This window comes from Vagococcus sp., assembly GCF_036639995.1.
Classification (GTDB): domain Bacteria; phylum Bacillota; class Bacilli; order Lactobacillales; family Vagococcaceae; genus Vagococcus.
The window spans coordinates 1-13,974 of sequence record NZ_JAVWHO010000016.1; the positions used below are offsets into that span (position 1 = coordinate 1).

Here is a 13,974-nt window from a genome sequence, read left to right on the forward strand (position 1 = left end):
CTATGTATCTCAAGGAATGCTTTATGGTGTACAAACATTTGTAGTTGTTTGGTAAGAAAACTAAAAAAACAAGAAGAGTCATGTTGTGACCCCTAAAAGTTAGACTTTTAAGGAGTGGAGAAATCCACTCCTTTTTTATGTTTTAAAATGAACGATTAAGCGATATGTTGTGCCGTTTTTCGAAATTGAACTGGGCTTTGCCAGTTTAATTTCTTTTTCATGCGTTTATTGTTGTAGTAGTAAATATAGCGATCAATAGCTGTTTTCAACTCATTGAAGCTACAATAAACTTCACCATGAAAAATCTCTTGTTTTAAAAGACTAAAAAAATTTTCCATAGGGGAATTATCTAAACAATTTCCCTTACGAGACATACTTTGAAAAACGTTGTGTTCTTTCAATTTAGAACTATAAGCCTTCATTTGAGCCCACCCTTGATCTGAATGAAACGTTCTACGAAAAGGACAATCATTAGTTACTTGAATCGCTTCTTCTAAGCCTTCCATAATCGCGACAGCGTTAGGTCTTTCTGAAATTCTATAAGATAAAATCTCACTATTGTATAAATCCATAAACGGGTCTAAATAAAGTTTTTTCTGACGAATCACACCATGAGTGTCTGTTTCGAAATACTTAAACTCTGTTGTATCAGTCGTAATTTTTTGATGGCAGATGCTAGTATAGAAACGTCTATGAATACGATTTTGGACAACTGTGCCTACCTTACCACGATAAGAACTATATCGTCGTGATTTTCTAGTGTATGATTTTACTTCGATTCCTAGTTTTTTGATCAAACGTTGAACTTTTTTTTTATTAACGTGAAAACCTCTATTTTTCAATTCCCTTGTCAGTCGAAGACAACCGTAATCCTTATGTTCTTTACGAATCTCTAATAGTTGATTTTCTATTTCTTGATCTGGGTTGACACGGTTAAAGCGTTTCTGCCAGTACATATAGGTCGCTTTAGGAACTTTCAATGTTTCAAGAAGCTCAACTAATTTGAATGATCCTCGGAGGCTGTCGATGATTCGTGCGATTGATTCTTGTGTCTTTGTTGGGCTTCCTGTTTTCGCAGCTTCCTCAATTCTTTTAAAAAAGCATTCTCAATTTGAAGAGAACGGACTTGTTTTTCTAATTCTTTAATACGGTCAAGTTCTTCAGGTTTTTCTTTAGATATTCTGTTTTTTATATTTTTATCTTTATTCTTTTTAGGCATAGTGGAAGGTCGTCCTCTCGGTTTTGAAAGTCCTTCGACACCATCCGCACGAAATTCACGCATCCATGCAGAGATTAAAGTAGGATTATTAATACCTAGGGCATAAGCCACCTCACGATAGGACAATTCACTCGTTTGATATAACTCTATCGCATCTAACTTAAATTGAACAGAATATTTTTTGTTTTGTCTTTTTCTAAAGAGACCTTCTTCACCAAACTCTTCATAGATCCTAACCCAATTTTCTATTTGTGTCTTGTTCTTTACCCCATATTTCTTTGCAAGATAGTTATATCCACCTTCACCATCAAGATATTCCTTTATAATTTTTATTTTAAGTTCAAAATTATATTTTGCCATAAAAATAGTGACCTCCAAAAGTTAGATTTTTTGGTCTAACTTTTGGGGGTCGCTACATCAATAGGCTCTTCTTGTTTTAATTTTGTCTTCTGGCAGATAAGTAAGAACGGATTAATAATAAGCCTGTTCCAACGACTAAAATAATAGCTAAAACGATAATAGTTCGTTTGGTTCTATTTTCTCTAACCGCAGTTAAAGGATTATGACTTTTTTTCAGCTCATTTAAAGTTTTAGGATTTCTTGTCATCGGTTCAAAAGATAGTGTTCGTTTCGTGTTATCTTTTTTCAAGGATAGATCAATGGTTTTAGGTTGTTTATCGTAAGAAAAGTTAATGGCACCATCTTTGCCTGGTAAAATAGCCGTTGTTTTTTTAGATGGGAGTTCAACTTGAGTATCAATGTTTTTTGACACAATGCCTTGAATTTGAAAGTTGTTTTCTTGATAGATAAACGGATCAATTGTTAGTTTTTTCAACTTGTCATCTGTTGATAAAAATAACACATGCTCATCGCTATAATTCCCTAAATCATCTAAAGCAATGAATTGAAGTGAATCCGGTAAGGTATCTGGGTTGTACTTTCCTTCAAAATAACCGTTATTATCGGTTGTGCAAGTATAATACTTGTTGTTAGTTTTAATATAAACGTCAGCCTCTTTTTCAGAGCTCTTAAAGGAGATTTTTTTCTTCTTATAATCATAATGGATATTATCAATAAAAATAGTTGGATGGTCATTTTCTACTAGATAAGGTAATTTACTATTATAAATCTTTCCAGTAGAGGTTTTAAATAAGACCTCAATTTTATAAATACCAGGTGTCATTGTGTTAGCATGTTGATTTTCTGAAAAACTAATAGTTGTTACAGTTAAATCATAAATATCTTCAATACTATTTTTAAAATCTTCTGGCTGTAAAGTGTCTCTTGTGATGACTTTGGCATAAACTTGATTGGTATCTGTTTTAGCTTTTAGCTCTTCAGAGTGAGCCAGACTAAGTTCCGATTGCGAAGAAGTGCTTGTTTTACTTTCTTCTGCCTGTACGATGGTCCCTGTGCCAAATAGTAAAAGAGCACTCCAGAATAGGGCCAAACTAATTTTTTTCATGTTAAGACCTCCAGTTATGCTTCAATTGTACTGCCCTTATAGAGCAATTACAAGGTGTTATAGAAAAGGTCTTTTACTTCTCTCATAATGTGGTAAAATAAATTGAATTTAGGATAAGGAGACAACTCATGGTTAAAGGTTATCTGTATTTATTAGTGGCAATTGTTGGAGAAGTTATTGGAACGAATTTACTTAAAGCCACAGATGGTTTTACTAAATTAATGCCAACACTTTATACAATTATTGCATATGTTATTTCTTTTTATTTTTTATCATTATCATTTAAAACTATTCCAATAAGCGTTGCGTACGCTATTTGGGGTGCTATTGGTATTATTTTAATTACTACTTTTTCTGTTATTGTTTGGAAAGAACCGCTTAACGCTATGACAATAGTTGGACTTGGTTTTATTATTGTGGGAACTATTTTAGTTAACTTATTTGGTACGGGGCATTAAATTAAGGATAAATAAACCAAGTATTTCAGATTAGCTTAGAAAAGCTAGTCTGTTTTTTTACAGAAAAATCCCCACAACACATTGTTATTTTAAACGTATTGTGGGGATTTATTTTAATCATGAAGCATGAAATTTTCGTCTGTTTCTGCGTAGTAATTTAAATGGGGAAAAAGAAGTTGAAAAGAGGTTCCTTTTCCTACTTGGGACTCAACATACAAGTGATGCCCTAATTTTTCAGATAATGATTTAGCTAGATAGAGTCCTAAACCAGTAGAGTTTGTCTCTTCATTTCGGCCGTTATTACCGGTAAAGCCTTTATCAAAAATTCGCTGCAAGTCTTCTGTGGGAATACCGATTCCAGTATCAGCAACATTTAGCCAAGTGCCACGTTCATTTTTTGAGAAAGAAATCGTAATACTTCCACCTGATTCAGTGTATTTAATGCCATTACTAATTAGTTGATTTAAAATAAAATGAAGCCATTTTTCATCAGTTAAAACAGCATAGTCTTCGCCAACAAGTGAAAAGCGAATATTTTTTTGGATAAAGTACTCTTTTGAGTCACGAATTGTTTGTTGAACGATTCTTTTTAAAGAGTATGAGTTGATTAAGTAATCTTTAGAAAAGCTGTCTAGTCTTGAATAGTAAAGAACCTGTTCAACATAATCATCCATCCGATTTAAATTATTTCGTAATTGATTGTATCTTTTTTCAGAAATATCATCTTCAATAGTTTCTGAAATGAGAGTGAGTGAGGCTAGAGGCACTTTAATCTCATGAACCCAACTATCAATATAATCTTTTTGTTCTTCGGACTGTTGTTTAACATTATTTAAGAGTAAAAAATGTTCGCGGTGTATTTCATTAAAATATTCTTGATAAAGCTCTTCCTCGTAAGTTCTTGCGTTAGATAAGCTGGGTGTTTCTACATATTGATCAGAATCAAGTTCTAATTGTTGCCACCATCGTTTTTTTTGCTGGTAATCAAGCCCAAGAAAAATAGCGAGTAAAATCATACCAAGAAGAAAAATATAAAAAAGAGAGGCGAAATTAAATTTTACTTCAGGTGTTAACCAAAGGATAAAACCCGTTAAACAGTTGAAACCAAGCCAAAGTAAAATTAAACGAAATTGATCTTTTAAATAATTAAAAAATGTCATGAGTACCACTAAGGAATCATGTAACCTTGACCAACTTTGGTTTCAATATAGTTACTAATTCCAGCTCCTTCTATTTTTTTTCGTAATCGGTTAATATTAACGGTTAACGTATTGTCATCAACAAAACGTTCATCATCCCATAAGGCACGCAACAATTTCTCCCGGCTAACAATTTTTCCTGTGTTTTTCATTAAAATTAAGAGTAATTGAAATTCGTTTTTACTCAATTCAACGGTTGAATCGTTGATAATCATTGAACTATTCTCCATGTTTAACTTTAATCCAAGGTGCTCTAAGGAAGTACTTTCAGATTTTGAGTAGTCATAAGTTCTCCTTAATAATGCATTAACTTTAGCAATTAAAATATCCATTGAGAAAGGTTTATTGACATAATCATCGCCGCCCATATTCATAGACATGATGGAATCAGCATTCGTATCACGACTTGAAATAAAAATAATGGGACTTTTAGAGATTTCTCTAATTTTTTGACACCAGTAATACCCGTCAAATACAGGTAAGGTAATATCTAAAAGAACAAGGTGAGGTTCTTCTTCTATAAATATTTCTAAAACACGTTTAAAATCAGTGACTTCAACTGTTTCAAATCCCCATTTTTCGAGAGATTCAACCACAAGATCGCGAACAGTTTCATCATCTTCAACAACCATTATTTTCATTATTGCAACGACTCCTTCATTCATTTCAATTTCATTATACCGAAAAAATTAAAAGATAGCATGAGACTTGCGTCTGAGAAAATAATTTTTAGAAAAATGTATCAAAATATCCATTTGGTTGTATAATAAGTTTATAACAAGAGCTGATAGATATCGTTTTTTGAAAGAGGTGTCGATAAAATGAAGAGTTTTATTTTTGTTATGTTCCTGAGTGGTTGTCTTTTTATAGGTAGTAGTTGCAGTAGACAAAAAGCATTTGATGACTATGATGATCAGGAACGTGGTTTAAATTTACAGGATGCGTTTGAATATGATTATAAGAAAAAAGAGATTTTTACTTCAAATAAATTAGATGCTAAAGTAAAATTTTCAGGCATTGATACACTTTGGGAACTGGATTGTCAAAAAAATGATGAGTTAGTGATTGCATATAAAACAGAGAATAAAACAGGAAAATTTAAAGTATTATTGGTTAAACCGGATCAAGAGATGGAGCTAATAGTTGAAAATACAGAAACAGGTACTAGTACGTTAGAAATACCTAAAGGAAAAAACTACATTCGAATTGTTGGCAGTCAAAGTGAAGCTGATATTGAAATGAGTTATAAAGTAGGGACGCAAACAAAAATAATTATGAATAAAATAGAAGAAAATAAAAAATACGGGCAAGGCAGAAACGCTTTGTTTAACTAATGACTTAATTTGAGGCTAACTAAAAAGTTGGTCTCAATTTTTTTATTGCTTTTAATTACTACTAGGAAAATGACTTTTAACTTACCCTTTTTTTAGTGACAATTCTGTAAGATTATTTTTAGGTATAAAGATGTTAGTATGCAAAAAAAATTGATAAGATAGTGTTAGAAGAAAAAAGGGGGCAAACATATGCAACGGATTGTCGAAGTTGACCATCTATCCAAAATTTATGGAAAAAAAAGTAACCCAGTGAAAGTACTTGAAAATATCTCTTTTCATGTTGATAAGGGTGAATTTGTTGGCATTATGGGACCAAGTGGGGCTGGGAAAACAACACTTTTAAATATGTTATCAACGATTGATCAACCCACTGTGGGCTCGATAAAAATTGGTAAACAAGATATAACTCGAATGAAAGAACGCCAATTAAGTGATTTTAGAAGAAAAGAATTAGGGTTTATTTTTCAAGATTTCAATTTGATGAACTCTTTAACTGTTAAAGATAATATCATGCTACCTCTAGCACTGGATAGAACACCAGTAAATGACATGGAGAAAGGATTGAGTCATGTATCACGTATTTTAGGTATCGATCATATTTTGAATTCCTACCCATCAGATATTTCAATTGGGCAAAAACAGCGAGTTGCTGCGGCAAGAGCAGTGATTACTCATCCACAACTTATCTTAGCAGATGAACCTACAGGATCTCTAGATTCTAAATCTGCCACAGAATTACTTCACTACTTATCTCGCTTAAATGAAGAAGAAAAAGCGACAATTATCATGGTGACTCACGACGCTTTTACTGCAAGTTATTGTCACCGAATTTTATTTATTAAAGATGGTGCGATTTTTTCAGAGATTGTTAGGCAAGGAAGTCGAAAAGAATTTTTTCAAAAAGTGATAGATATGCAAGCTGCTATTGGAGGCGGTGTGAGTCATGATGTTGTCTAAGTTAGCATTAAAAAATGTGAAAACTCAATTTCGCTATTATTTAATGTATTTTGTGAGCATGGCTTTTTCAGTTATGGTTTACTATAGCTTTGTCTCTATGAGTTATGAAAAAACACTACTAAAACGCGCAGCTAATGATATGCGAATTGATGCTGGTTTAAGAGCTGGTAGTGTCATGATTATTTTATTTATTATTATTTTTATGTTTTCGGCCAATAGTTTTTTTGTGAAACGAAGAAAAAGAGAAATTGGGCTGTATAACTTACTCGGTATGAGAAGAAGTCAAATTGGGATTCTGTTCTTTGTAGAAAATATGTTGCTTGGCGCATTAGCGTTAGTTACAGGGATTACGTTAGGCATCATTTTTTCTAAATTGTTTACCATGCTATTGTTAAAAGCAATTCATGTTCCCATTTCAAGTAGTATTATTATATCCTTTGAAGCGATACTTAATACCATGATTGTTTTTTTAATCATTCTAGCTATTGTCTCCATTAGAACAGCTACGACTGTTTATCGCTATAAATTAATTACGTTGTTTAAGGCAGATCAACAAGGAGAAGGTAACGCTTATGTAAGATGGTATAATTGGCTGTTTGGTTCCATTGGTGTCATTTTTTTAGGCCTTGGGTATACTTTGGCTAAACGATTTTTAGATTTTATGATTTGGTTTGAAAAAATGTATCAAACAGATGGCTTTTCTATGCTACTTTGTCCATTGATTATTTTAATGATTTGTATCATTGGAACCTATTTGTTTTTCAACCACTTTCTTGCGATTATTCTACATTTGATTCGAAAAGTGAAAACTTATTATTACCGAGATATAAACATGGTAACAACTGGGAATTTGAGCTTTCATTTGAAGAAAAACTCAATGACATTTGCAACCATTGCAGTTTTATCTGGTACAGCCTTAGCAGCCATTGGTGGTGCAGCAAGTGTTCAATCCTTTACGTTACAATTAGCAGACTCGACAACACCAACATCGTATGCTGTTAGTGAGGCACACTATCAAGAACTAACGAACTTTTTAGATGAAGAGGGGGCTGTTATTTCAAATCAAGCAACAGTAAGATTTAAATATGTGGGTGCGCAAATGGGCTATGAGGCCAATGGTGAATACAGCAATGGTGAAGGTTTTTATAATGTTATGTCTCTAAGTAACTTTCAAGAATTAAGCAAAGTTATTAAAGATATCAAACCTCTAGATTTAAAACAAAAAAATGATGTTGCGATGATGTCTGGAAGCAATCAATTATACATTGATCAAGCCGTGACTCCTGATAAAAAAGGTGTTTTAGGTAATGTTGGTGAAGTAAATATAACTAAAACACAAGCAGATTTTATTGGTAATGTGAGAGACATGCGACTTTCATATAACGCGATTGTTGTAACAGACGAACTTTTCAAGGAACTTAATGCAAAATATGATTATCAATATCATGTGATAAATGTCGAAGGTGCTGATGAGAACGACGTTTTGGCCAGTAAATCACTTGAACGGTTTACTCCTTTAATGGAATCAAAAACCTACTTTAAACAAGAAACAAAAAATAAAGAAGGTAAAATGGTGGATTCTGTTGAAAAAGTAGAAAAACCAACATCAGATAATCTGCCAACAGGTTATACCACCCAAGGAGAGTTCAGTATTCGTTACCCTTATTACAATAGTTTGATAAAAAGTACAGGTGTCCTTATTTATGTCGCTGTCTTTTTAGGAATGGTCTTTATGATAGCAACAGGTAGTATTATCACACTAAAACAATTGTCAGAAGCAGAAGATGAAATCCTACGTTATGACATGCTTAGAAAAATAGGAACACCTAAAAATATGATTAAACGCAGTATTTATAAGCAAAATTCAATCATCTTTTTTGCACCACTTTCAATCAGTTTGTTACATGCTTATTTTGCCTTACAAGTATTGTTTGTTTTAATCGGCAGGCCAGCTCTGTTGTTAACGTATATATCTGTTGCCTTTTTAATCGTGATTTATATTTTATTTTATTTTGCCACATCTTCATCCTACAATAAAATTGTGAATTCTTAAAAAATCATCTCGTATTTTTCTTTCTTTAGTGAAGATAAATACGAGATTTTGTGTTTCTTTATAAAATATAAATTGCTTTTTTGTTAGAATATAGGTAAGGTAAAAGGTGGTTTTATCTATTATTAAAATAAAGGTTTTTTTAACTATAAAATGGTGATTAGAATGAACAAAAAGAATAAACTAATGGCATATCTGATTAGTTTTATCATACCAATAATCGTACTAGCAAGTGTCTGGATGATACTAGGACTAGCTCCTTTTGGTAATAATAACTTAATGGTAAGCGATTTAGGGTCACAGTATTTACCTTTTTTAAATGCGTTCAAACGTTTCATGACAGAAGGAGGAGAGAACCTCTATTCTTTTGCTAATGGAATTGGTGGTCCGATGGAGGCAACAATTGCTTATTATTTAATGAGCCCTTTTAATTTTATCTCGCTTTTGTTTTCTTATAATATGATGCCCGTTGCGGTATTATTGATAATTACGTTAAAAATAGCTTGCATGAGCTTAACTATGTATACGTATTTAGATTTACATTACAGACAGAGCAATTGGTTAACACAGGCTTTTTCTTTGGCTTATAGTTTATGCGGCTTTGTGGTTGTGTATTTGCTTAATTTTATGTGGTTGGATGTCTTAATCCTATTTCCCTTACTTGTTTTGGGATTGGAAAGATTATGGCATGAGAAAAAATATGGATTGTATGGTGTGACTTTATTTTTCTCTATTTTGACCAATTATTATTTAGGTTATATGGTGTGTATTTTTGCTGTGATGTACAGTGTGTTTATTTACTACTTAAAATTTGAAAGAAAGCCAGCTAAATCAATCAAAGAATTTACTAAAAGATGGCGCTTATTCTTTGTTACGTCTTTACTTTCAGGTTTAAGTACAGCATTTATGTTAATCCCAGCAATTTTAGGAATGCTCCAAACAGGAAAATCAAGTTTTCATATGCAAGATTTTCTATTAAAACCGCGATTTGGTTTTGAGGTATTTTCACAAATGGGCTTAGGAACAATCAATTATGATATCAGACTAGACCATTTACCAATGATATACTCAGGTGTTTTTGTTTGGTTGCTAGCCTTTCTATATTTCACGTTACCTATTGTGCCCAAAAGAAAAAAAAGGGCAATGGCTGCCTTATTGACGGCAATTTATTTCAGTTTTTTCTTTGAGATGTTTAACACAGTCTGGCACATGTTTCAAAGTCCAGCAGGTTTTCCGTACCGAAATGCTTTTATCTTTAGCTTCATTTTAATTAAATTAGCATATGAAACTTATCTATATGCAAGACTAACTGAAGATAAGACAATCGTAAAAAAAAGACTTGTGTTAGCAGGAAGTACCTTTACAGTTTTACTAACTATTGGTCAATTATTTTTAATTTTCCAATCAGATTCTAGTTATTTATTATCGAATACTTATTTTGTTTTAAATATTGTTATTGTCTGGATACTGGTTTTTGTTTTACGATTAAAGTTTACTAAAACAAGTTATCTATGGCGTTGGGTGTTGTTGCTTTGTGTCGGATTAGAACTAGGTGGTAATCTTTGGATTTCTATGAAGGATATCCCTTTTGGTAATCAAGAGCAATACGCCAAAATGTATAACGAGCAAGAAATGTTAGTGAAACATTTAGAAAGTGGTCGAGATGATTTATTTCGAATTAACCAAAAAATCGATACAAACATGATGGGGTATAACGAAATTAATAATGGTTACAATAATCCCATGTTGTTTGGATACTCAGGTGTGTCTAGCTATACCTCAACACTTGATTCTAAAGTTCAAAATACATTAACAGACTTAGGACTTTATTCAAAAAATGAGCGTCGTTTTTCTTATGTGGATGAATCTCAAGTCGCAAACTTGTTGTTAAATGTTAATTACACAATTAATCCTAAATTTATTGATAATAAGGAATTGTTAGAAGAGCAAGCTTTGTCTAATATCTATAAAAACAATGAAGCTATAGGGGCGGCCTTTTTAGCACCAAAGGCATTAAAAGAAGTGTCTCTTGAAAGAGGAAAAGTAATTAATAATCAAGAAACCATTCTTCAAAGTATTAAACCGCTACAAAATGATGTTTACTTTAAACCTTTAACTGGTATTCATACCACAAAAGAAGTTGATAAGTATCAAATAAAGGGGAAGGTAACAGCTGATGGCACGAATTATCTGTATCTACCAAATGCGATTTGGGATAATGTGGAATATTTTGCAGTAAATGGCAAGGAAATAAAAACAGATGTCATGATTATTACTAATCAACTGTTTAATTTAGGTGAATTTAAAAAGAACGATCAAATCAGACTTGAGCTGAAACTAAATAAAAAAATAGAAACAACAGATATGGTTTGGGTAAGTTTAGACCAATCAAAATTCGATAAATTAATTCACTATCAAAAAAATTACGCCTCTTCACTTACTTGGCAAAAATTAGGGAAACTTGAAGGGAAAGTGAACGTTGTTGATGAAAATCAGCTTCTATATGTCTCAATTCCTTATGATAAAAATTGGCAAGTAGAAGTGGATGGGGAAAAAGTGAAACCAAAGCAAATTGTTGGAGATTTTATCGGTCTAGACCTTGAGATGGATGAGCATCAAATTAATTTTAAATACCGCTCAAAATCGTTAATGATTGGGTTAGTTATTACATCGATTTCTTTACTTATTTCGTTTATCGGAGTTATTTTTACAAGAAAAATCAAATCTAAAGAAAAACAAATAAAAGAGTGATATACTTAAGTTTATAATAAAAAAATGAGGTGACTGACGTGTTAGAAAGAGAAGAAGAATTGTTTTTAAAAGAATTAACAGACGCTAAAGGTGTTCCGGGAAATGAAGATCAAGTCCGTGAGATTTTTAAGAAATATGCAGAACCGCATGCAGATAAAATTCTTTATGATGGTTTAGGTGGTATTAATGCTCGCCATACTGGTGACAAAGAAGGCCCTAAAGTGTTAATTTCAGGACACATGGACGAAGTTGGTTTTATGGTAACTAAAATCACAGAAAAAGGTTTCCTTGAGTTTCAAACCCTTGGTGGTTGGTGGGGACAAGTCATGCTTGCCCAACAAGTAACGATTACAACAAGTAATGGAAAAGAAATTCATGGGGTAATTGGTTCAAAACCACCTCACGTTTTAAGTGCAGAAGCACGCAAAAAACCATATGATATTGCAGATATGTTTGTTGATATTGGTGCGACAAGTTTAGAAGAAGCTAGTGAGTGGGGTATTAAACCAGGTGACATGATCACACCATATATCGAGTACCAACGATTAAATGGCTCTAAATATTTATTAGCAAAAGCTTGGGACAATAGAATTGGGACAGCTGTTTCTTTAAAAGTTTTAGAAAATTTAGCTAAAGAAGGCCATCCGAATATTTTATTTGCTGGAAGTAATGTGCAAGAAGAAGTTGGCTTACGTGGTGCTAGAACAAGTACTCACTTAGTTAATCCAGATATTGCGTTTGCTTTAGACACAGGTACTGCTGGGGATACTCCAGGTATGACACCTAAAGAAGCTGATTCAGTATTAGGTAAAGGTCCACAAATCATTATCTTTGATGCTTCAATGATTCCACATAAAAAATTACGTGATTTTGTTATTGGCGTAGCAGAAGAATTAGAAATTCCGTTCCAATACACTGTCATTACAGGTGGCGGAACAGATGCTGGAACACAACATATTACAAGAGATGGTATTCCATCATTAGCGATTACCGTAGCGACTCGTTACTTACATTCACATACATCAATTATCCATGAAGATGATTACTTGAATACAGTGAAATTAGTGACAGAAGTTGTGAAACGATTAGACGCAGATAAAGTAAAAGAATTACGTGGCTATTAATTAAAAGACACGAATAGAATTATACAGAAAATGGGTATTCCGAAACGGAATATCCATTTTGTTATGTTTAGAGAGTTTTTCGTTGTGTTAGCAACACATTTATTATAATATTTTGTTTTTAAATTTTTTTTACAACAATAAATAGTTGTGTATTTTGCTGGAATATTTCTGATAAGATACATTATTATATTTTTGTGATGATATTTGTTTAACTATTGTGAATAATCGTGATTTTATTAGTTGTAAATGCTATGATTAGTATGTTAAATGATTAGGAGGAGAATGAATAATGAAAAAAGTTAAGTTATGTTCGTTTGCTTTAGGATTGATACTTTGTTCAACGGTTGGTACTGTTTATGCTGAAACGTCTCTTGAAATTCCTGAAATGACTGATGAGGGAGTTGAAGAAATTGCACCAGAGATGGCGGCTTATTCTTACGACGCTAGTAATCAAAGAAAAACAGTTTATCTATCAAAAGGTGATGTTGAAAAAATAAATGCCTTTCAGAAAAAATATAAAAAAGAGGTTGTTCCTTTTGAAGGAAATAAATTTATAGAAGAGCCTGTTTTAAAAAATGGTGTGTATAAGTTAGGTAAATTCGATCAAAAGGCATTAACTTCTGTTGAAAAACAATTGAATTTCTATCGTAATATGGCAGGGTTGAAAAGTGTTCCTTTTAATGCAAAAGATGGTGAGTTGGCGCAACATGGTGCAATTGGATTAGCTGCGACTAATGAATTTACTCATTACTTATCAGACTATAAAAAACCAGCTGATATGCCACAAAGTTTTTGGGATATAGCTACACAAGCAACTAGAACATCAAATCTTCATTATGCTAGTTATGATGAACCTTTAAATAGTGTGTTAGATAGTTTTATTGCTGATCAAGGAAATAATAACCGAGAAACTGGTCATAGAGCAAATATACTCGGATTACCAGTTACTTCTTTTGGAGTTGGTTATGCTGTATCCAAGGAATACAATTATTATTCATCGTTACGTAGCAATTCAATTTTTGATGATATTGATAATAATTATCCTAAAGATTTTGTGACGCAATGGCCAACAAAAGATTATTTTCCAATGCAAACTTATGAAAGACAGAGTCGAGGAAATATGAGATGGTCTGTATTTTTTAACGCAAAAGATTATAGGATTGGTAATAATGTATCAGTTGAAGTGAAAAATGGTAGCACAGGTAAAGTGACTAAGATTGTTGATGACAGTAAGGGTGGTGAGATAACAGCATTTAATGAAGAACCAGGTTATTATCCTCAAGGGGGATTTGTTACAGTTAACTTTAAACCTAATGATGATTTTAAAGTTGAGAAGAACACAACATATAATGTAAAAGTAACAGGTGTTTTAAAAGACGAAAAACCAATAACTTATGAATATTCGACTTATATGATA

At 32.4% G+C, this 13,974-nt stretch carries 12 protein-coding genes; 7 read left to right on the forward strand and 5 right to left on the reverse strand.

All coding sequences use genetic code 11. The features are described 5' to 3' along the window. Positions 1 to 155 precede the first annotated feature (155 nt). From RR554_RS05875 to RR554_RS05880, 3 genes are all read right to left on the reverse strand, one after another. Positions 156 to 1,088 carry an IS3 family transposase gene (locus RR554_RS05875; RefSeq protein WP_443081324.1) on the reverse strand — a complete coding sequence of 311 codons (933 nt, stop codon included), beginning with the start codon at positions 1,086 to 1,088 and terminating at the stop codon, positions 156 to 158. After that, positions 998 to 1,579, reverse strand: a complete 582-nt coding sequence (locus RR554_RS12125) for a transposase (protein ID WP_443081323.1) — start codon at positions 1,577 to 1,579, stop codon at positions 998 to 1,000. Before RR554_RS12125 ends, RR554_RS05875 begins: the two co-directional genes overlap by 91 nt. A 76-nt stretch (positions 1,580 to 1,655) precedes the next feature. After that, positions 1,656 to 2,684 carry a hypothetical protein gene (locus tag RR554_RS05880; RefSeq protein WP_332467616.1) on the reverse strand — a complete coding sequence of 343 codons (1,029 nt, stop codon included), beginning with the start codon at positions 2,682 to 2,684 and terminating at the stop codon, positions 1,656 to 1,658. A gap of 128 nt (positions 2,685 to 2,812) precedes the next feature. Between RR554_RS05880 and RR554_RS05885 the strand changes: the two genes are divergently transcribed. Further along, positions 2,813 to 3,142: a DMT family transporter gene (locus RR554_RS05885; protein WP_332463341.1), complete on the forward strand. Its 330-nt coding sequence runs from the start codon at positions 2,813 to 2,815 to the stop codon at positions 3,140 to 3,142. A 113-nt stretch (positions 3,143 to 3,255) separates the two neighbouring features. Here the strand turns inward: RR554_RS05885 and RR554_RS05890 are convergent, their stop codons facing one another. Further along, positions 3,256 to 4,302, reverse strand: coding sequence for a sensor histidine kinase (locus RR554_RS05890; protein ID WP_332467617.1), 1,047 nt, complete (start codon positions 4,300 to 4,302; stop codon positions 3,256 to 3,258). A gap of 8 nt (positions 4,303 to 4,310) precedes the next feature. Then, positions 4,311 to 4,985: a response regulator transcription factor gene (locus RR554_RS05895; protein ID WP_332463376.1), complete on the reverse strand. Its 675-nt coding sequence runs from the start codon at positions 4,983 to 4,985 to the stop codon at positions 4,311 to 4,313. Between the two features lie 177 nt (positions 4,986 to 5,162). On the opposite strand from RR554_RS05895, the gene RR554_RS05900 reads away from it, so the two are divergent. The 6 genes from RR554_RS05900 to RR554_RS05925 all read left to right on the forward strand — a co-directional run. Further along, positions 5,163 to 5,675 (forward strand): hypothetical protein, encoded by a 513-nt coding sequence (locus RR554_RS05900; RefSeq protein WP_332467618.1) that lies wholly within the window; start codon positions 5,163 to 5,165, stop codon positions 5,673 to 5,675. Positions 5,676 to 5,864: 189 nt separating this feature from the next. Further along, complete coding sequence (locus tag RR554_RS05905) at positions 5,865 to 6,632, forward strand: ABC transporter ATP-binding protein (protein WP_332467619.1); 768 nt, start codon at positions 5,865 to 5,867, stop codon at positions 6,630 to 6,632. Beyond that, positions 6,619 to 8,685 carry an ABC transporter permease gene (locus RR554_RS05910; protein ID WP_332467620.1) on the forward strand — a complete coding sequence of 689 codons (2,067 nt, stop codon included), beginning with the start codon at positions 6,619 to 6,621 and terminating at the stop codon, positions 8,683 to 8,685. Before RR554_RS05905 ends, RR554_RS05910 begins: the two co-directional genes overlap by 14 nt. A 183-nt stretch (positions 8,686 to 8,868) precedes the next feature. Continuing rightward, positions 8,869 to 11,433 (forward strand): YfhO family protein, encoded by a 2,565-nt coding sequence (locus RR554_RS05915; RefSeq protein WP_332467621.1) that lies wholly within the window; start codon positions 8,869 to 8,871, stop codon positions 11,431 to 11,433. 38 nt (positions 11,434 to 11,471) lie between these two features. Beyond that, complete coding sequence (locus RR554_RS05920; protein ID WP_332467622.1) at positions 11,472 to 12,557, forward strand: M42 family metallopeptidase; 1,086 nt, start codon at positions 11,472 to 11,474, stop codon at positions 12,555 to 12,557. A 289-nt stretch (positions 12,558 to 12,846) separates the two neighbouring features. Beyond that, a partial coding sequence (locus tag RR554_RS05925; RefSeq protein WP_332467623.1) for a CAP domain-containing protein occupies positions 12,847 to 13,974 on the forward strand: 1,128 nt, incomplete at its 3' end.

What these genes read in the sequence shown, in the direction of transcription:
- RR554_RS05905 (WP_332467619.1), top strand. Translation starts at nt 5,865, where the DNA reads ATGCAACGGATTGTCGAAGTTGACCATCTATCCAAAATTTATGGAAAA.
- RR554_RS05880 (WP_332467616.1), bottom strand. Translation starts at nt 2,684, where the DNA reads ATGAAAAAAATTAGTTTGGCCCTATTCTGGAGTGCTCTTTTACTATTT.
- RR554_RS05915 (WP_332467621.1), top strand. Translation starts at nt 8,869, where the DNA reads ATGGCATATCTGATTAGTTTTATCATACCAATAATCGTACTAGCAAGT.
- RR554_RS05885 (WP_332463341.1), top strand. Translation starts at nt 2,813, where the DNA reads ATGGTTAAAGGTTATCTGTATTTATTAGTGGCAATTGTTGGAGAAGTT.
- RR554_RS05910 (WP_332467620.1), top strand. Translation starts at nt 6,619, where the DNA reads ATGATGTTGTCTAAGTTAGCATTAAAAAATGTGAAAACTCAATTTCGC.
- RR554_RS05900 (WP_332467618.1), top strand. Translation starts at nt 5,163, where the DNA reads ATGAAGAGTTTTATTTTTGTTATGTTCCTGAGTGGTTGTCTTTTTATA.
- RR554_RS12125 (WP_443081323.1), bottom strand. Translation starts at nt 1,579, where the DNA reads ATGGCAAAATATAATTTTGAACTTAAAATAAAAATTATAAAGGAATAT.
- RR554_RS05890 (WP_332467617.1), bottom strand. Translation starts at nt 4,302, where the DNA reads ATGACATTTTTTAATTATTTAAAAGATCAATTTCGTTTAATTTTACTT.